Genomic DNA, 19040 nt, shown 5'->3' on the forward strand with positions numbered 1-19040 from the left:
CCTAATGCAGCCGCGGCGTCGCGCCCTGGCCTTTGTCGTCGATGATGAGGCCGCGATAGAAACGGTCGAGCGTGAAGGGCGCGTTGAACTCGTGCGGCTCGTCCTTGGCGATGGTCCAGGCAAAGCACCATCCTGAGGCTGGCGTTGCCTTGAAGCCGCCATAACACCAGCCGCAATTGAGATACATGCCGGGCAGCGGGCCGGTGGTGATGATCGGCGAACCGTCCATCGTCATGTCACAAAGCCCGCCCCAGGAGCGCAGCATGCGCACCCGCGCCAGGCCCGGGAAGAGTGCCAGCATCTCGCTCATCACCTCGTCGACGACGGGCAGGCTGCCGCGCTGGGCATAGCTGTTGTAGCCGTCGAGGTCCCCGCCATAGACGAGGCCGCCCTTGTCGGATTGCGAGATGTAGAAGTGGCCCATGCCGAAGGTGAGAACGGTGCCGATGATCGGCTTCAGCGATTCCGTGACGAAGGCCTGCAGAACGTGGCTTTCGATCGGCATATGCGAAATGCCGGCAAGCTGCATGACTTGGCCAGTGCTGCCGGCCACCGCAAGCGCCACCTTCTTGGCGCGGATATCGCCGCGCGTCGTCGTCACACCGGTGATGCGGTCGCCGTCGCGCAGGAAGCCGGTGACCTCGCAATTCTCGATGATGTCGACGCCGCGCCGGTCGGCGCCGCGCGCATAGCCCCAGGCGACGGCGTCGTGGCGCGCGGTTCCGGCACGCGGCTGCATCAGCCCGCCAAGGATTGGAAATCGCGCCGAGCCCGAAACGTCCAGGGCCGGAACAAGGCGCTTGATCTCTTTGACGCTCATCAGTTCGGCGTCGACGCCGAGATGACGCATGGCATTGCCGCGCCTTGCGTAGCCGTCGAGCTGAGCCGGCGTGTGCGCGAGGTTCAGGCAGCCCCGCTGGGAGAACATGACGTTGTAGTTCAGGTCATGCGACAGGTTCTCCCACAGCTTCATCGAATGTTCGTAGAAGCGGGTGTTCTGCGGCAAAAGATAGTTGGAGCGCACCGCCGTGGTGTTGCGGCCGACATTGCCCGAGCCCAGCCAGCCTTTTTCCAGCACCGCAACATTGGTGATGCCGTGCTCCTTGGCGAGGTAATAGGCGGTCGAGAGCCCATGGCCGCCGCCACCGATGACGATCACATCATAGGACGCCTTGGGGTCCGGCTTGCGCCAGGCCGGTTTCCAGTCCTGGTTGCCGTTGAGCGCGTTCTTGAGCAGCGAAAAGGCTGAGTATTCCGCCATTCTTCCTGTCGTCCTTTTGGTGCGAGCCGGCAGACTATAGAGCAGGCGAGAAGCGCAAAGCCAAGATTGCGCCATCGCTTTTCGACAGGCCGACTTCGATCCGCGCCGAGGCCCGCGGATGGAGACGTCTTGCCGCCTGATAGGCCGGTCTTTATCAAGGGCAGGATTTTCGAAGATTTTTCGGCCGTGAGTCGCCCGTCACGTCATGATTTTCCGACTGCTCCGCCTGATCCTGATCGCCATTGTCGCCGTCGCGGCGCAGCCCTCGCCCGGCGCGATGGCGCAGGCGATCGGCCAGGGCTCCACGCAGCTCATCGCCGACCAGACCAAGGCCATCCAGGATCTGACGGCCAAGACCGACGGACTGGAGAAGAAGTTAAGCGCCCCAGACCAGGACGACGCCGGCCTTGTCGACATCCGCTTGCAGCTCGAGGATATTTCACGGGCGGCGCTGAACAGCGCGCTCGCGTTCCGATCGCGCCTCAACGACATCAACGCGCGCATCCAGGTATTGGGGCCGCCGCCGGCCCAGGGGCAGCCGCCGGAGCCGGCGATCGTCGCCAACGAGCGCGCGGCGCTTACGGCCGAGAAGGCCGAGATCAACGCCGTGGTCGCCGGCGCGCAGAACCTGTCCATCCGCATCAGCGGGCTGGTCGACAGGATCGCCACGCTACGCAGTCAGCTTTTCCGCAGCGTTCTGACGAAACGCTACGAGTTGAGCGATGCGCTGAGCCCGCAGGCCTTTTCCGACGCGCACGACCAGTTCACCGGCCTCTATAAGGCGGTGGCGTCCTGGCTCACCTTCGCATTGAAGTTCAAGTTCCAGGCGATGCTTGCGGCGACGCTGATGGCGCTGGCGCTGGCGGCCGTGCTGCTGATCGGCGGCAGGCGTCTCTTCGGCCGCATCTTCGAGGCCGATGCTTCGGTCGAAGAGCCGTCGTACCTGAGCCGGCTTTCGGTGGCGTTCTGGTCGACGCTGCTGCCGACCGTGGCGCTCGGCGCGTTCCTCGCCTCGACCGTGTTCTTCTTCAACTATTACAACGTCCTGCGCGGCGACATCGGCGAATTCCTCAACGCGCTGCTCTCGGTCGTCGCGGTGGCGTTCTGCGTCAACCGGCTGACCAATGCCGCCCTTGAGCCGCGGCTGCCGAACTGGCGGCTTATTCCAGTCGCAACCGGACCGGCGCGTTGGCTGGTGCGGCTGGCCACCGCCATGGCCGTGGTCCTCGGCTTCAACTACTTCCTGTCCGTCGTCAACGAGAAGATGGGCTCGCCGCTTTCGCTGACGATCGCCAGGAGCTTCGTTGCCACCGTCATCGTGGGCGTCATCCTGATCCTGATGGGTGTGCTGAAGCCTTTCAGGGCGAAGGACGGCTCGTGGCGCCCGTGGCCGGCCTGGCTTCGCTTCATTGCCATCGGGCTCGGCGTCTCCACAATCGCCGCGGCACTGCTCGGCTATATCGGTCTTGCGCTTTTCGTCTCTATTCAGGTCGTCGTCACCGGCACCACGCTGATCACCGCCTATATCGGCTTCCTGTCGGCGCGGGCGATCGGCGAGGAGGGCGGCTTCGCCGACACTTCGGTCGGGCGCTGGCTGTCAGCCAATTCCAGCTATGAGGACACCGCGCTCGACCAGCTCGGTCTGGTGGTCAGCATCGCCATCAATCTGATGATCGTGCTGGTGTTCCTGCCGCTGATCCTCTTGATGTGGGGCTTCCAGCCCGGCGATATCGAAACCTGGGCCTTTAAGCTCGCAACGGGCGTGACCATCGGGTCGGTGACCATCTCGGTGCTCGGCATCCTCACCGGCATCGTCGTTTTCGCCATCGGCTATTTTCTCACGCGTTGGTTCCAGGGTTGGCTCGACGGCTCGGTCATGGCGCGCGGCAAGGTCGACACCGGCGTGCGCAATTCGATCCGGCTGGCGGTTGGCTATGCCGGCGTCGCGCTTGCAGCGCTGGTCGGCATATCGGCGGCGGGCATCGATCTTTCCAATCTGGCGCTGGTCGCCGGCGCACTTTCGCTGGGTATCGGCTTCGGCTTGCAGAACGTCGTCTCGAACTTCGTCTCCGGGCTGATCCTGCTTGCCGAGCGACCGTTCAAGGTCGGGGACTGGATCGTCGCCGGCGACATCAGCGGCACGGTCAGAAAGATAAGCGTGCGCGCCACCGAGATCGAGACGTTCCAGCGCCAGTCGGTGATCCTGCCGAACTCGAACCTCATCAACAATGCGGTCGGCAACTGGACGCACCGCAACAAGCTTGGCCGCGTCGACATCAAGGTGGGCGTCGCCTATGGCAGCGACGTCAAGCGCGTCCACGCCGTCCTGCTCGGCATTGCCCGCGCCCATCCGATGGTGCTCAAGAACCCCGAGCCCTTTGTGCTGTTTGCCAATTTCGGCCCGGCTGCACTGGAATTCGAGATCCGCGTGTTCGTGGCCGACGTGTTGAACGGCAGCATCGTCCAGAACGACATCCGATTCGCGATCTTCGACATCTTCGAAGACGAGCACATCGAGATCCCGTCGGCGCCCCGCGCCGTGGTCGAGAGCAAGAAGCATGAGCCATGGCCGATCGACGACGACAAGATCGAGGCCGAATTCGCCGAACGCGAGCGGCTGGAAGCGGAGGCCGCGGCCGAGCAGGCGCGTCTGGCTAAAACCAAGAGAAGAGGCCGCAAGCCCGACCCCGACTAGCTTTGGCGGCCGCCGAAGCCGATTGTGGCATGAATGCGGCATTCAGTTGCGGTTCACGTTACATCTCATATAAGCTCTCACGCAAAGGGCGAGAATGCCTTGCGAAATTGAACAGAGGCGGTGTGGAAACACCGGAATTGCAATGTGGAAGTCTTTCCTTGCCGCCGTCGCTTTCCTGGCCCTTAGCGGTTCGGCTTTTGCCGCCAGCGCGGTCAACAAGGACGCCCAGACGCGGACGTTGATCGTGACCGAAGGCGGCGGCAAGACCGAGCTGGCGCTGGCCGCCGGCGAGACGGTGGAGTTCTGCCCGAATGGCTGCTTCGTCACTCTACCCAATGGTGATCTCGAAGCGCTGACCGGTTCGGAAACGGTCGAGATCTCCGGCGGCGTCGCGCGGATCAAGTAAGAACTCCTTGAATATGATCGGCAAGGCCGGGCGTTTGTCCGGCCTTTTATCGTTCCGGTAGCCGCTGCTTAACGATAACGCCGGAAGTGTTCCCGTCGTGGCTAAGCTCAAGACTGCCAGCTGCCAGGTCGGCTTCCAGGCCGAGGACTTCGGGGTTTTCGCCTGAGCGAAATCGCATGTGGAGCCGAGCCGGCGCGGCGGGTCGCGCGGCATCCGCGATGTGTCGCAAACAGGCGGTAGCTCAATCTGCGTCCTCTGCATATTCTGGCGCAATTCGAACGGGCGCCGGCGCGCCCGCTTTAGCACTTTGGAGTCGCGGGCATGGCAGAGTTTCCGAAAAAGGCGAAGGTCGTCATCGTCGGTCTTGGCGGTATTGTCGGCGCGTCGGTCGCCCATCACCTGATCGAGCGCGGTTGGGACGACATCGTGGGCATCGACAAGTCGGGCATCCCGACCGATATCGGCTCGACCGCGCATGCCTCGGACTTCTGCTACACGACCAGCCACGATTTTCTCTCCTGCTGGACGACGCTCTATTCCATCGATTTCTACGAGAAGATGGGGCATTACGCGCGCATCGGCGGCCTCGAAGTCGCGCGCGTCGGCGACGATGGCCGCATGGACGAGATCAAGCGCAAGATTGCTTCCGCCAAGGCATTCGGCACCCGCGCGCGCCTGATCGAGCCGGCCGAGATCAAGCAGAAGTTCCCGCTGATCGAGGAGCATCTTGTGCAGGGCGGGTTGTGGGACCCCGACGCCGGTCTCGTCATCCCGCGCTCGCAGACGGTGGCCGGCAAGCTCGTCGACCAGGGTGTCGCTTCCGGCAAACTCCAGGCTTTCGCCAACACCTCGGCCAAGGACCTGATCGTCGAGAACGGCCGCATCAAGGGCGTCGCGACCGAGCGCGGCACGATCGAAGCCGATTATGTGGTCGTCTGCACCGGCATCTGGGGCCGGCTGACCGCGGCACTGGTCGGCGAAGACCTGCCGGTCATGCCGATCGACCACCCGCTGACCTTCTTCGGCCCGTATAACGAGTTCGCCGGCACCGGCAAGGAGATCGGCTGGCCGCTGCTGCGCGACCAGGGCAACTCGGCCTATATGCGCGACACCGGGGATCCCAAGACCGCGGAGGGCGGGCAGATCGAATGGGGCTATTACGAGGAGACCAATCCGCGCCTTTGCCATCCGCGCGACCTGCTGGAAAAAGACCAGGCGCGGCTCTCGCCCTCGCAGCGTGACCTCGACATGGAGCAGATCATGGCGCCACTGGAGCGCGCCATGGAACTGACGCCGATCCTCGGCGAGCTCGGTTACAATGAAGGCCATTCCTTCAACGGCCTGCTGCAGGTCACCACCGACGGCGGCCCGTCCATGGGCGAAAGCCAGAAGGTGAGGGGCCTCTGGTACGCCGTCGCCATCTGGGTCAAGGACGGCCCGGGCATGGGCAAGCTGATCGCCGACTGGATGACCGACGGCCGCACCGCGATCGATCATCACGCCATCGACTATGCGCGCTTCTACCCGCACCAGACGAAGGAAGAGTTCATCTGGGATCGCTGCACCGAGACGGCGATGAAGGTCTACAATCCGCCGGTGCATCCGCGCGAGCCGTTCTCCAAGGGCCGCAACATCCGCCGCTCGCCGTTCTGGGAGCGCGAGAAGGAACTCGGCGGCTACTTCATGGAGCTGGGCGGCTGGGAGCGCGCCCATGGCTATGCCGCCAACGAGCATCTCCTGGAAAAATACGCCAACCGCGTCCCGGTGCGCGAGAATGAGTGGGACAACCGCCATTTCTGGCGCGTCTCCAATGCCGAGCATCTGGCGATGAGCGAGGATTGCGGCATCGTCAACCTCTCGCATTTTTCGATGTACGACGTGGAGGGGCCGGACCATGTCGCGCTGCTGGAATGGCTGTGCGCGGCCAAGATCGGCGGCGACAACAATATCGGCAAGGGCATCTACACCCACTTCCTCGACGAGGAGGGCATGGTGCGCGCCGACTTCACCGTGATCCGCATGGCCGATCGCTGCCGCGTCATCGACGGCGCCGACGCCGGGCCGCGCGACTTCCGCTACATGCAGCGCACCGCGCAGGACAAAGGTTTCGATGTCACTGTCACCGATGTCACCGAAAAATACGTCACCATCGGCATCTGGGGGCCGAATGCGCGCACGACGCTGCAGAAGGTGGTCGAGGACCCGAACGGGCTGACGCCGGACAATTTCCCGTTCGCGGCGATCAAGCCGATCAGGATCGGCGGAAAGGACGTCACGGCCTTCCGCATCTCCTATGTCGGCGAGCAGGGCTGGGAACTGCATATGCGCTATGAGGACGGGCTCGCCGTCTGGGACGCGCTGCGCTCGACCGGTGTGATGCCGTTCGGCGTCGAGACCTACGCCAACACGCGCCGCATGGAGAAGAGCCTGCGGCTGCAGAACGCCGACCTCTTGACCGAATACAATCTGCTCGAGGCAGATCTTGCCCGCCCGAAGGTCAAGGAGAACGACTTCTGCGGCAAGGCCAAGCACCTGGAATATCGCGCCCGCGAGCATCAGCCGGCTATGCTCTGCACGCTGGTGATGACCGAGAACACCGATTCCAAGGGCGTCGCGCGCTATCCGGTCGGCATCATGCCGGTGCAGGATCCCGCGACCGGCGAGACGCTGGTCGACGAGCTCGGCCGGCGCTCCTTCACCACGTCGGTCGCCTACGGCCCGACCATCGGCAAGAACGTCGCGCTCGCCTATCTGCCCTGGGCCTACTGCCAGGAAGGTCGCAAGCTGCAGGTGGAGTATTTCGGCGAGACCTATCCGGTCGAGGTGGCCGGCGTCGGCTACAAGCCGCTTTACGACCCGGAGAATCTCAAGCCGCGCAGCTAAGCGAGCGGGCGTTCGTCCGGATTGGTGGAAGGCCCGGTCGACGCCGGGCCTTTTTGCTTTGTTCATGCGCGATTATCGCTTACCGTTGCGTCATGTCCGCTTTGGGCCGAACAAGGCATTGGCTTTCCGGCGCCGCCGCGCTGGCGCTGCTCCTCGGCCCGCCCACGCGATCGAGTGCGATAGAGCCGGTAGATGTCGAGCTGGTGCTCGCAGTCGATGTTTCGCTCTCCATGTCGCCGGCCGAACTCGAGATCCAGCGCCGTGGCTATGCGGCGGCACTGACGGATGACAACGTGCTCAAGGCCATCGCCGATGGCGTCCACGGCAAGATCGCGGTCACCTATGTCGAGTGGGCCGGCACCAGATGGCAGCGGGTCGTCGTACCGTGGACAGCGATTGCCAATCGCGCCGACGCCGAACGGGTCGTTGCGCAGATGAACGCGCGTCCGCCGGACAGCGCGCGACGTACTTCGATCTCCGGCGCACTTGCCTTCGGCAGCGACCTTTTCGCCGAAAGCGGCTTTCAGGGGACCAAGCGCGTCATCGACGTTTCGGGCGACGGACCCAACAACCAGGGCGCGCCGGTCGACATCACGCGCGACGAGGTGGTGAGGCAGGGCATCACCATCAACGGACTGCCGCTGATGACAAGGGGCGGGTACGGCGGCGCCTTCGACGTCGCCAATCTCGACCGCTACTACAGCGACTGCGTGATCGGCGGGCCGGGCGCCTTCATGATCCCGGTCAACGACTGGACGCAATTCCCGGAAGCGATCCGCCGCAAGCTGGTGCTCGAGCTCGCCGGCCCGGCCTCGCGGCAATGGGCGGCAGAAGAGGCGGCTCACCCGCCGGTCGTGCTTGCCGACGACAGGCCGGCCGCCGATTGCCTGGCCGGTGAGAAGATGTGGCGCAACCGCGGCTGGATGATGGATAGCCGGTGACGGTCGGCAAGCTCCGCCGGAGCGGGGTTCGGACTTGCTTCCTCATGTGGCACAATGGCAAAATGTGATCGGGCCCGCGCCATCGCGCAACGCGATGAAATGAGGAAATATTGCATGAAACGTTTGGTCATCCTGGCGGCGCTTGCGTCGACAATATTTGCCGGAAGCGCCAGCGCCCAATTTTACGGCGAGGCCGCCTGCGTGCTGTTCGAGAATGCGAACTTCCGCGGACGCTCGCTTGCAATGGGTCCTGACGACGCCGTCAATTTCCGGGGCGGCTTCTGGAACGACCGCGTTTCCTCGGTGCTGGTGCGGCGGGGCTGTACGCTCGTCGCCTATGAGAATGCAGGAAGGCGCGGCCGCTCGATCGAGCTCAACCGCAGGGTCCGCGATTTCGGAGGTTCCGGCTGGAACGACCGCATCTCGTCCGCGGAGTGCTATTGCGACCGATATTGAGCTGGTCGAACCTGCCAGCGGTCATAACGCAACGCTCAAAAACAGCCCGGAATTCTCGGCGCTGAAGGCGCAGTTGACCGAAGACATCCGCATTGAGGCGATACGGACCGCACAGCCGCCGTAGGTTTTCGTAGCCTTGTCGCTTAGGCGGCCAGCAACTGCTTGCGGTCTACGCGCTCCTGCTGCGGCGAGCGGGCATAGAGCTCGCGGTAGCATTTGGAGAAGTGCGAGGCCGAGACGAAACCGCAGGCGACAGCCACTTCCACCACGGGCAGCGACGACTGGATGAGCAAATGCCTGGCGCGGTCGAGCCGGATCTCGAGATAATAGCGGGCAGGCGAGCGGCCCATCTCGGTGCGGAAGAGGCGCTCGATCTGCCGGCGCGACAGATCGACATGGTCGGCGATCTCGATCAGCGACAGCGGCTCGGAGAGGTTCGCCTCCATCAATTCAATGATGGTCAGCACCTTGGAATTCTGCACACCGAGACGGGCGCGCAGCGGCAGGCGCTGGCGATCCGTCGGGCTGCGCACGCGGTCGGTCAGCACCTGCTCGCAGACGCGGTTGACGAGGCTTTCGTCGAAGTCGTCGCCGATCAGCTTCAGCATCATGTCGAGCGCCGCGGTGCCGCCTGCGCAGGTGTAGACATTCTGGTCGATCTCGAAGAGGTCGGCGAAGACGTTGGCCTTGGGAAAGGCCTCCGAGAAGCCCGGCAGGTTTTCCCAATGGATGGCGCAGCGCTTGTTGGAGAGCAGGCCCGCGGCCGCCAGGATGTGCGCGCCGGTGCACAGGCCGCCCACGGCGACGCCGCGGTTGTATTCCTCGCGCAGCCAGGCGAAGGCCGACTTGTTATGATAGCGCTCGACATTCATGCCGCTGCAAACGATCGCCATGTTCGGGCGGTCCGGCCCGGCCATCTTCCTGCGCTCTTCCTCGAGCGAGGTGTTGACGGCGCATTCGACGCCGTTCGAGGCGCGCACGGGCTTGCCGTCGATACTGGCCAGGCGCCAGCTATAAGCCTCGTAGCCGAGCATCCGGTTGGCCGAGCGGAGCGGGTCGAGCGCCGTTGCGAAGGCGATCATGGTAAAGTCGGGGATGAGGAAGAACACAAACGATCTCTTGATCGGGTGCTTTACGGCATTCACGGGAAACCTCACGCGGCCATGACGCGAACAGAATGTCGCTAATAGCATAGCGACATCAGGAAAAATCATTCCTGTCAATCGGCTAGACGGCTAAGCGACGATTAAATTTGCGACACGGGTCGCAAACGGGCAATCGTCGATGGCGCGAGACCGAAGGTTGCTACTTCAGGTTCCAACGAATGCGCCGTCAGAAGAAAAACGCCGCCACGGCGGAGCCGGGCGACGTTGAATTTCATTCAGCGCGACGGCAACCAGGTGCCGTTCGAAACTGCTGTCTCAGGCAACGAAGCCGAGGCGAGCGGCAGCCATGGCGCCGGTCTGGCCGGGCATGGTCTTGGCAAGACGCTGACGCTCAAGAGCGGTCGTCAGGTTCATTTCGCGACGGGGGAACAGGCGGGCAAACAGCTTCATCATCATCTCCATTTGGTTGCTCAGACGGGTCGCCTTCGCTTAATGGAGTGGGGCAGCTCGTTTTTGCTGGCGGTGATATAGGCCTGCTCCAGCCAAAACTAAATCGCAAAAACGAAGCGCTTGTTATGAAAAGCGACATCCCATGCGACTTTTTTGAGCTCTGCGCTCGAAATTTACTATTAGTTACAGCGCTTTAATTCGAAACGGACGTCGCTATGCGAGTGCTTCATATGCGTCATGCGACGGCCGCATGGCTGGAAAAGTCATTTGAGTACAAACAAAAGGGCCTGCCGGTCTGACACGCGGCAGGCCCTTAGCACGTGATGCACACTTATTTACTTGGCTCCGGCCCAGGTTCCCACGCCGTGGCGCAATCCAGTCTTGACATCGGCGGCTTCCGGCCAGCCGATATCCTTCTGCAGTTCGATCGGCAGCGCATGGATTGCGCGTTCGGTCTGGTAGCGAGCGCGGGCGGCACTGAATTCGGTCGCGAGCCGACCGATAGACGACAGGATAGACATTTTCTTTCTCCTCGATTCGGGCAGGGAGGCGCCCGGCAATTGGTTACGTCAGGTCTGTTTCAGCTTCATTTCATGTCGAGTGCAGGCCTGTATCATGGTCGTTCGATGGCTGCTTTTGGCAGCATCCTGCATCGATCGAGTTGACTATGCGCTCGAAGTGATGTTCAATCAAACGAAATGGAATGATCATTTGCATCAGAAAAATTGAAGGCAAGCTCCGATGAACGCCCCACTCAACCATCCTTTGCCGCTGCTCGATCTCGACGTGCTGCGCACCTTCGTGGCGATCGCCGAGACCGGCAGCTTCACCACCGCCGCGAATGCGGTGTTCCGCACCCCCTCGGCCGTCTCCATGCAGATCAAGAAGCTCGAAGACATTCTCGGCCGTTCCGTCTTCGCGCGCGACGCGCGCTCGGTGACGCTGACCACGGACGGCGAGATGCTTCTCGGCTATGCCCGGCGGCTTTTGTCGATCAACCGCGAAGTGGTGTCGAAGTTCATCATTCCCGACATTGTCGGTGTGGTCAGGCTTGGCTCGCCGGACGACTATGGCGAGCGCGTGCTGCCTCACGTGTTGAAGCGCTTCGCGCAATCGCATCCGTCGATCGCCGTCGACGTCACCATCGACCAGAGCGTCAATCTGCGCCGCCGCATGGACGACCGTGCGCTCGACATTACGCTGCTCACCAATTCCTACAAGACCAGCGCGGTCGGCGCCGAGGTGCTGCTAACCGAGCCGATCGTCTGGGCCGGCGCCAAGGGCGGCTGCGCGCATCTGCGCGAACCGCTGCCGGTTTCGCTTTGGGAAGAAGGCTGCGCCTGGCGGGCCGGCGCCCTGGAAGCGCTCGGCCGGGAAGGCCGCAACTACCGCATCGCCTATATGAGCGCTCATACCGCCGGCCAGCGCGCCGCCATCATGGCCGACCTTGCCGTCGCGCCGCTGCCGAAGTCCTTCCTTGGCGACGAGATGGTTTCACTAGGCGCCAAGGACGGCATGCCCGATATCGGCACCTACAATCTCGCCATGGTGGTGGCACCCGATGCCAGCGCGCCGGTGAAGGCGGTTGCCGACCACATCCGTGCGACCTTTGAACTGTTCCGGGAAACCGGCAAGTTCTGAGCTATTCGGCCGCCGGCGCAGGTCGCGCCGCATAAGTGGTTCGGCGCGATGCATGGGCTCGCTGCGGTACGGTCTCGGCTGTGAGGAAGTCGACAATGCTGTCACGTGCGCGCCGCGCTTCTGGCATATCGATCAGCGGCCAGACGTGGAACATGCCTTCCTCATAGACGACATCGACCTCGACGCCTGCGGCGCGCGCCCGTTCGGCGAAGATCACATTGTCCGGGCTGAGCAGGTCACGCGAGCCGGTGAGCAGCAGCGTCTTCGGCAGCACCGAGAGATCGCCGTAGAGCGGGCTGATGTGCCAGTCGGAGCGGTCGATGCCGGCGCTGTAGAGCCGGATCGCCTCGAGCCCGCCGGGGATGCCCAGCCAGGGGTCGTTGCGTTCGGCTTCGAACACTTCCGGATTGGACAAGGACATATCGAGGCCGGGCGAGATCAGCACGTGGCGCGCCGGCGAGGGCAGGCCTTCCTCGGCGGCCATCATGGTGAGCACGACTGCCATGTTGCCGCCGGCGGAATCGCCCATGAAGACGATGTTCTCGGCATCGGTCTCTAGCAGCATGCGCCGGTAGACGTCGCCGACCATGCCGAACATGTCATGGAAATTGTGCTCCGGCGCGATCGGATAGATCGGCACGGTGATGCCGAAGCCCAGCCGCTCCGCCATCTCGGCAATCAGCACCCAGTGATAGGACGTGATCTGAAAGACGAAGGCGCCGCCATGCAAATAGAGGATGCGCCGGCGCTCGCCCGATTTCGGTGCGATCTCATAGACGGGGAAACCATCCACGCTGGTCTCCGCGATACCCAGCCGCGCCTTCAGAAGGGCCGGCGGATGATAGTCTTCGGTCTTGCGGGCGTAGGCGATCCAGCGCTGCAGATTCTCGGGACTGGAAAAGGCCTTCTTGCGGCTGTGCCTGAGAATGAACGAAACGACGTGGCTTTTCAAACTGAGCATACGGAACACGGATCGGTCGAGCCGACTAAGAGAGATTCCCCCTGCTATGCGAAGATTGTAGTTAGGTTGAAAATGTCAAGGTTCGCAGCGGGCACATCGGCGTGATGCGACGGCGGTCGCGTCAACGGCGCCCTGGCAGCAGCGCGGCGCGCAACTTGTTGTCGTCGATCGCCGAGGCCGCTTGCCGGCCTCGGCGCTTGCCGAGCAGCTTACATTTGTCGGCGAAGGTCATCAGCGGGCGGTTCCCAGGAGCAGCGCGTGCAGGGCTGCCTGCGGGTCGCTCGGCGGCGAAGCCGGCCAGCCGATATCCTTCTGCACATGCACGGGCAGGTCGTTGAGCGCGCGGATCGCCTTGCTCCGGGCATGAGCCTGCCTGATGGTCACGCCGAAGCGGCCGAGGTTATCGAACATCGACATAGTGGGTTCCTCCGGAAGGTCGCGCCGGCTCGAAGACATTTCGCGCCAGCCCTTCGCTGGCGGGCTAAATGCGCCCGGCATGTTTCCGGCGGATTTCACGAAAACAGCGTTCCGGTTTCCGGATCGATGGATCCGGAAACATTTGCATGGCGTCGGGCGAAGGGGACCCTATTCGCGCCCACGCCGCGCCGCCCGTTCCTCGCGCGAGCGCCGGCGCGGGGTGGCGTCACCTGCGGCGCCGTCCTCGCCGACCGTCTTGCGCGGCGGCAGCTTCACTGCGGCCGCGAGCTTCGGGAAAGGGTCGACCTTGTTCGGCAGCGCCATGGCGTAGACGAAGTGCTCCTGGAATTTTGGCTCCAGCGCGGTTTCGATCTTTTCGATACTGCTCACCGTCTCCTCGATCTCACGGCGGTAGCCGCGATTGAGGAGCGCCATGCGCGCGCCGGCGCCGGCGGCGTTGCCGACGGCCGAGACCTTGTCGAGATCGCAATCGGGAATGAGCCCCAGCACCATGGCGTATTTCGGGTCGATGAAAGAACCGAAGGCACCGGCGAAATGGATGCGGTCGACATGGTCGGTGTGCTGCTTTTCCATCAATAGCTTGGTGCCGGCGTAGAGCGCCGCCTTGGCGAGCTGGATGGCGCGCACGTCGTTCTGGGTGATGGTGATCTTCGGCTCGCCGTCCTTCAGCACATAGGAGAAGGTGCGGCCGTTGGCGACGATGCGCGGCGAGCGCGCGCCAAGCGATCCGTCGACGACGCCGTCCTCGGAGATTATACCGGCGAGATACATCTCGGCCACCACTTCGATGATGCCGGACCCGCAAATGCCAGTGACGCCGGTCGCCTGCACGCTTTCGGCAAAGCCCGGCTGATCCGACCAGAGTTCCGAACCGATGACGCGGTAGCGCGGCTCAAGCGTGTCGGGATCGATGCGCACGCGCTCGATGGCGCCGGGCGCCGCGCGCTGGCCGCCGGAAATCTCGGCGCCCTCGAAGGCCGGGCCGGTGGGAGAGGAGGCCGCAACGACGCGCGTGCTGTTGCCGAGCACGATCTCGGCATTGGTGCCGACGTCGACGATCAGCATCATCTCGTCCTGGCGGTGCGGACCCTCGGAGAGCGTGACCGCGGCTGCGTCGGCGCCGACATGGCCGGCGATACAAGGGAGCATATAAAGGCGCGCGCCCTGGTTCAGTTTCAAGCCGAGATCGGAGGCTTTGATGCGCACGGCGCCGGAAACGGCGAGCGCGAACGGCGCGCCACCGAGCTCGGTCGGATCGATGCCGAGAAACAGATGATGCATTATCGGATTGCCGACGAACACCGCGTCGAGGATGTCGTTGCGCTGGACATTGCCTTCCGCACAGACCTTGTCGACTAGGCCGGAAACGGCCTCGCGCACGGCGACCGTCATGCCCTCGCGGCCGTCCGGGTTCATCATCACGTAGGAGACGCGGCTCATCAGATCCTCGCCGAAGCGGATCTGCGGATTGGAGGTGCCGGAAGAGGCGGCGACGCGGCCCGACAGCAGCGACACGAGATGCATGGCAATGGTCGTCGAGCCGATGTCGCAGGCGAGCCCGTAGGCCTCGTTCTTCAGGCCCGGCCACAGCGCGATGACGCGCGCGATGTCGCTGTCCGCATCCTTGTGGATGGCGGCGGTGGCGGTCCAATTGCCCTTGCGCAGAATGCCCTGCACCTGCGGCATGAGATAGAAGTCGAACTCGACATTCTTGAACCCCCAGTCCTTCATCAAGGCGATCTTGAGTCGGTCGAGGTCGCCGAGCGGCTTGTGCATGTCGGGCTCTTCAATCTCGACATAGCACATGCGGATTGCCGTATCGCGAGCGATCACCCTGGTGTCGGCTGCCTTGCGGATGGTCTGGGCGTTGATGACCGTGTCCTGCGGCACGTCAATGACGAGGTCGCCGAGTACCTGCGCTGAGCAGGAGAGGCGGCGGCGCTCGGGCAGGCCGCGCACGCGCTCGTAGCGCTCTTCCTTGGCGCCCTTGGGCGAGATGTGGTCGTTGGCAGAGACGATCTTGTGCTTGGCGAAATTGCCTTCCTGCACCTCGATCTGGCAGCGCCCGCAAGTGGCGCGGCCGCCGCACACGCTCTCGACATAGACGCCGAGCTGGCGCGCGGCGTCCAGCACCGGCGTGCCAACGGGAAACCGCCCGCGCTTGCCTGACGGCATGAACAGCACAAGCGGATCGGTGATGTTGGGCGGGGGATTCATGCTGGCACGCGTCTCGATGGCAATTGCCGATACCGATTAACGGATCGTTTTACTGTTGGGTGGAGTGTACGTTGGTCCAGGGGCCAAACATGTCGGATATTCTGCTGCCCGCCATCTTCACCGCTTTCACCATGGTGCGCGTGCTCAAAGGCCCATGGCTGCGCAATCCGCAATATCTGGCCTCCGGAATTCTCGGCGCGATCGTCGGAGCGCTCCTGCTCCACGCATTCTGGCCCGCCTACGACGATGATGTCATCGTCGGCGGCGGCACAGGCATCTTCGGATCCTGGGCTGGAATGGCGTTGTTCGACGCCATATTGGGCGTCGCCTGACCGCAAAGCAGACTTCTCCGACCGCATCGACGATGCGACCGGATCAGGGCTGTTTGCAATGCGGCTCACGATTGCGCGCTTACCCCCTGGCCATGCGGGCTTCACGACCGCCGCGGCGACGCCCGCCGGCAGCGGCGGCGCCATCGCCGGGGGCGGTGACCGCGACCGGAGCCGCGACCGCATGGCCGCCTTCGGCCGGCTTGTAGTCCTTGTAGGTGCGGATCCAGTTGGTGCAGTTCTCGTCGGTGCCGTTCAGCACGTTGGCGCCGCGCACGGCCTCCATCTCCTGCGGGCGGACCGGGTTCATGATGGCGCTCGTCATGCCGGCGCCGATCACCATCGGGATGAAGGCGGCGTTGATGCCGTGGCGATGCGGCAGGCCAAACGAGATGTTGGAAAGGCCGCAAGTGGTGTTGACCTTGAGTTCCTCGCGCAGACGGCGCAGCAGTGCGAACACCTGGCGGCCGGCATCGCCCAGCGCGCCGATCGGCATCACCAGCGGATCGACGACGACGTCATGCGCGGGAATGCCGTGATCGGCGCAGCGCTCGACGATCTTCTTGGCAACCGCGAAGCGGACGTCCGGATCCATCGAGATGCCGGTCTCGTCATTGGAGATGGCGACGACCGGTACGTTGTATTTCTTGACCAGCGGCAGGATGGCTTCAAGCTTCTCTTCCTCGCCGGTGACGGAGTTAACCAGCGGGCGGCCCTTGGCGACCTTCAGCGCCGCCTCGATCGCGGCGGTCACCGAAGAGTCAATAGACAGCGGCAGATCGACCAGGTTCTGCACGATCTCCAGCGTCTGCACCAAAAGCGCCGGCTCGGTCGCATTGGGGTCGACGGCAGTGACGCCGGCATTGACGTCGAGCATGGTGGCGCCGCAGGCGGCCTGTTCCAGCGCATCCTTGATGACGGTCTCGAAGTTGCCGGCCACCATCTCGGCGGCCAGCTTCTTGCGGCCGGTCGGGTTGATGCGCTCGCCGATCACGCAGAAGGGCTGATCGAAGCCGATGACGATTTCTCGGGTCGCCGAGGCGACGATGGTGCGGGTCATGCAATCTCTCCGTCGGGATATAAAGAGTTCTTTATATCGTTATCTGGTCTTGTTCAAGCGGACGGGTGCCGGCCGCGCCTTGGACTTTAAGTTCATGTATGTCGTTGCCCCAAACCGGTTCTCACTTTTGGGCGACATACATCAATGCGCGGTCTTCACCATGTCGACCTGGGTTTCGGTAATCTCGTCGTGCAGTATGTGGTCGAGCCGCTCCGCGACGATCTGGTCGTCGCGACGGATCTCCCGTTTCCAGGGCTGGCGGCCTTTCAGCACGCCGGATTCATCGACGATCTCGGCGACATACTCTTCCTGGCGGTAGGCCATCACATGGACGCCGGCGACGCCCGCAATTTCCTTCACCTCGTTGATGATGTCGATGCAGAGCTGCTTGCCTTCCTTCTTCTGGTCCTGCGCGCCTTCGAGCCGCTTGATCACCGCATCGGGGATATGGATGCCCGGCACGTTGGAGCGGATCCATTTGGCGGTCTTGGCAGAGGCGAGCGGCCCGACGCCGCACAGGATGAAGACTTTTTCGGTGTGGCCGAGGTCGCGCGCCTTTTGCATGAAGGTTCGGAACATCGGCACATCGAAGCAATATTGCGTCTGCACGAATTGCGCGCCGGCGGCGATCTTCTTGCCGAGATGGATGGGACGGAAATCGTAAGGCGGCGCGAAGGGGTTTACGGCAGCACCGAGGAAGACCTGCGGCGGCGTCGTCAGCTTGCGGCCGGACAGGAACTTGCCGTTGTCGCGCATGATGCGGATGGTTTCGAGCAGCGACATGGAATCGAGGTCGAAGACCGGCTTGGCGCCCGGCTGATCGCCGGCCTGCACGCCGTCGCCTGTGAGGCAGAGCATGTTGGCGACGCCCATTGCCGCCCCGCCCAGCACGTCGCCCTGAATGGCGATGCGGTTCTTGTCGCGGCACGCGATCTGCATGATCGGGGCGTAGCCCATGCGGGTCAAAAGCGCGCAGATGCCGACCGAAGACATGTGGCAGTTGGCGCCGGAGGCGTCGACCGCGTTGATGGCGTCGACCCAACCGTCGAAGATCTTGGCGCGGTTGTAGACGTCTTCCGGGTCGGCGCTGTCGGGCGGGTTGAGCTCGGTCGTCACCGCGAACTCGCCGCGGCGCAGCACGCGCTCCAACCGACCGCGCGACGAATGGCCGGGCAGGGGATCGAGCGGCAGGTGAACGCCGGCCGGGTTCTCGTCGCGCTGGTGGCGGATGCTCATGCTGAAGCTCCGGGGTTCTGCGGGTTCTGGGCGGCTTCACGCGCCGCGGCCGCCTGCGCGGTCACCCTGAGCCAGGCCGAGGTTTCGCGCAGCGACTGATCGACCGGCTTCTGCACGGTGAGGATCTTGTCGCCATGCTTCATGTTGCGGGAGCCTTCCCAGGCCTTGACCCAGACGCAGGGCATGTCCGGCTCGACCTCGCAATTGCCGTTGGCGCGCACGCCGCCGCACGGGCCGTTGCGCAGCTGCTTCGGGCAGTTCATCGGGCACGACATGCCAGTGGAGGAGAGCACGCACTGGCCGCACATGCGGCAGTCGAACATGAAGCCCTTGACGCGTTTCTCGACGAATTTCACCGGCGCTTCGACGCGGCCGTAGCCGATGCCCTTCCACAAAGGATGCAAGAGCAGGAAGACATCGGCGAACCTGCCATAAAACCATTCGAGCAGTCGCGAATGGCGGATGGACCACAACCTCACGGCAAAAGTGCGCTGAACGCGGCGTTGCGGCGACACGTCCGCAGGCTTGTAGTCGGACTTCGGCGCCGCCTTCTTGACCAGGGTGGCCTGGGTGACCGCCGGCTGCTTCTCAGACATTTTCTTTCCCGCCAGCCTTGACCAGAGCGACCAGCCGCTCGCGGTCATATTTCGTATCGAGTTCCTGGTAGGCCTTCTCGACCTCGGCTTCGATGTCGTCGCCGACCGGAACCGGATCGGCCTTACGCCATTCGGCGAGGTAATCGTCGGTGCCGCCGGCGCCGGTGCGCATGGCGCACATGTCGATCGCCTCGGTGAAGCGCAGCGGCAACTCGCGCTTGGCGTTCTGCCGGCCTTTCTTGACGATGACCTGCGCAGGGATATCGCGCCAATAGACGACGATCAGATCGGCCATGAATTCTCAACTCCTCGATGTTGGGAGCATTGCCGCATGCGCCCTTGTGCCGCTTGTTATGGGACGACG

At 63.5% G+C, this 19040-nt stretch carries 18 protein-coding genes; 8 read left to right on the top strand and 10 right to left on the bottom strand.

Annotated elements, in window-relative coordinates; all coding sequences use genetic code 11:
- Position 1: 1 nt before the first annotated feature.
- Entirely contained in the window at positions 2–1261 is a 1260-nt protein-coding gene (locus P9217_RS18900) for a sarcosine oxidase subunit beta (RefSeq protein WP_278087706.1), read from the bottom strand.
- A gap of 205 nt (positions 1262–1466) precedes the next feature.
- Between P9217_RS18900 and P9217_RS18905 the strand changes: the two genes are divergently transcribed.
- The 5 genes from P9217_RS18905 (at position 1467) to P9217_RS18925 (ending at position 8642) form a co-directional block, all read left to right on the top strand.
- The gene (locus P9217_RS18905; protein WP_278087705.1) at positions 1467–3956 is read left to right on the top strand and encodes a mechanosensitive ion channel family protein; all 2490 of its coding nucleotides are present in this window, start codon (positions 1467–1469) and stop codon (positions 3954–3956) included.
- Between the two features lie 142 nt (positions 3957–4098).
- Positions 4099–4362: a hypothetical protein gene (locus tag P9217_RS18910; RefSeq protein ID WP_278087704.1), complete on the top strand. Its 264-nt coding sequence runs from the start codon at positions 4099–4101 to the stop codon at positions 4360–4362.
- A 321-nt stretch (positions 4363–4683) separates the two neighbouring features.
- The gene (locus P9217_RS18915) at positions 4684–7245 is read left to right on the top strand and encodes an FAD-dependent oxidoreductase (RefSeq protein WP_278087703.1); all 2562 of its coding nucleotides are present in this window, start codon (positions 4684–4686) and stop codon (positions 7243–7245) included.
- 92 nt (positions 7246–7337) lie between these two features.
- A complete protein-coding gene (locus P9217_RS18920; RefSeq protein WP_067329284.1) occupies positions 7338–8186 on the top strand; it encodes a DUF1194 domain-containing protein in 849 nt (282 codons plus the stop codon).
- Positions 8187–8300: 114 nt separating this feature from the next.
- Positions 8301–8642 carry a peptidase inhibitor family I36 protein gene (locus P9217_RS18925; RefSeq protein ID WP_067000849.1) on the top strand — a complete coding sequence of 114 codons (342 nt, stop codon included), beginning with the start codon at positions 8301–8303 and terminating at the stop codon, positions 8640–8642.
- A gap of 143 nt (positions 8643–8785) precedes the next feature.
- On the opposite strand, the gene P9217_RS18930 is transcribed toward P9217_RS18925, so the two are convergent.
- Positions 8786–9787, bottom strand: coding sequence for a GlxA family transcriptional regulator (locus P9217_RS18930; RefSeq protein WP_066999637.1), 1002 nt, complete (start codon positions 9785–9787; stop codon positions 8786–8788).
- 225 nt (positions 9788–10012) lie between these two features.
- On the opposite strand from P9217_RS18930, the gene P9217_RS18935 reads away from it, so the two are divergent.
- Complete coding sequence (locus P9217_RS18935; protein ID WP_164748305.1) at positions 10013–10279, top strand: hypothetical protein; 267 nt, start codon at positions 10013–10015, stop codon at positions 10277–10279.
- Between the two features lie 254 nt (positions 10280–10533).
- Here the strand turns inward: P9217_RS18935 and P9217_RS18940 are convergent, their stop codons facing one another.
- Entirely contained in the window at positions 10534–10719 is a 186-nt protein-coding gene (locus tag P9217_RS18940; protein WP_127245716.1) for a hypothetical protein, read from the bottom strand.
- 220 nt (positions 10720–10939) lie between these two features.
- Here P9217_RS18940 and P9217_RS18945 point away from each other — a divergent pair, with 220 nt between their 5' ends.
- Positions 10940–11839, top strand: a complete 900-nt coding sequence (locus P9217_RS18945) for a LysR substrate-binding domain-containing protein (RefSeq protein WP_066999645.1) — start codon at positions 10940–10942, stop codon at positions 11837–11839.
- Between the two features lies 1 nt (position 11840).
- On the opposite strand, the gene P9217_RS18950 is transcribed toward P9217_RS18945, so the two are convergent.
- The 3 genes from P9217_RS18950 to P9217_RS18960 form a co-directional block, all read right to left on the bottom strand.
- A complete protein-coding gene (locus P9217_RS18950) occupies positions 11841–12800 on the bottom strand; it encodes an alpha/beta hydrolase (protein WP_278087702.1) in 960 nt (319 codons plus the stop codon).
- 231 nt (positions 12801–13031) lie between these two features.
- Positions 13032–13217, bottom strand: a complete 186-nt coding sequence (locus P9217_RS18955; protein WP_067329623.1) for a hypothetical protein — start codon at positions 13215–13217, stop codon at positions 13032–13034.
- 168 nt (positions 13218–13385) lie between these two features.
- Positions 13386–15455, bottom strand: a complete 2070-nt coding sequence (locus tag P9217_RS18960) for an ASKHA domain-containing protein (protein ID WP_278087701.1) — start codon at positions 15453–15455, stop codon at positions 13386–13388.
- A gap of 89 nt (positions 15456–15544) precedes the next feature.
- On the opposite strand from P9217_RS18960, the gene P9217_RS18965 reads away from it, so the two are divergent.
- Complete coding sequence (locus P9217_RS18965) at positions 15545–15787, top strand: hypothetical protein (RefSeq protein ID WP_245299687.1); 243 nt, start codon at positions 15545–15547, stop codon at positions 15785–15787.
- A 79-nt stretch (positions 15788–15866) separates the two neighbouring features.
- Here the strand turns inward: P9217_RS18965 and P9217_RS18970 are convergent, their stop codons facing one another.
- From P9217_RS18970 to P9217_RS18985, 4 genes are all read right to left on the bottom strand, one after another.
- Positions 15867–16844, bottom strand: coding sequence for a methyltetrahydrofolate cobalamin methyltransferase (locus tag P9217_RS18970; RefSeq protein ID WP_095778498.1), 978 nt, complete (start codon positions 16842–16844; stop codon positions 15867–15869).
- A 141-nt stretch (positions 16845–16985) separates the two neighbouring features.
- Positions 16986–18080: a methylenetetrahydrofolate reductase gene (locus P9217_RS18975; protein ID WP_127243229.1), complete on the bottom strand. Its 1095-nt coding sequence runs from the start codon at positions 18078–18080 to the stop codon at positions 16986–16988.
- A complete protein-coding gene (locus P9217_RS18980; RefSeq protein WP_066999668.1) occupies positions 18077–18676 on the bottom strand; it encodes a methylenetetrahydrofolate reductase C-terminal domain-containing protein in 600 nt (199 codons plus the stop codon). Before P9217_RS18980 ends, P9217_RS18975 begins: the two co-directional genes overlap by 4 nt.
- Positions 18669–18971, bottom strand: a complete 303-nt coding sequence (locus tag P9217_RS18985) for a virulence factor (protein ID WP_066999671.1) — start codon at positions 18969–18971, stop codon at positions 18669–18671. Before P9217_RS18985 ends, P9217_RS18980 begins: the two co-directional genes overlap by 8 nt.
- Positions 18972–19040 lie beyond the last annotated feature (69 nt).

This window comes from Mesorhizobium sp. WSM4989 (assembly GCF_029625795.1).
Classification (GTDB): Bacteria; Pseudomonadota; Alphaproteobacteria; order Rhizobiales; family Rhizobiaceae; genus Mesorhizobium.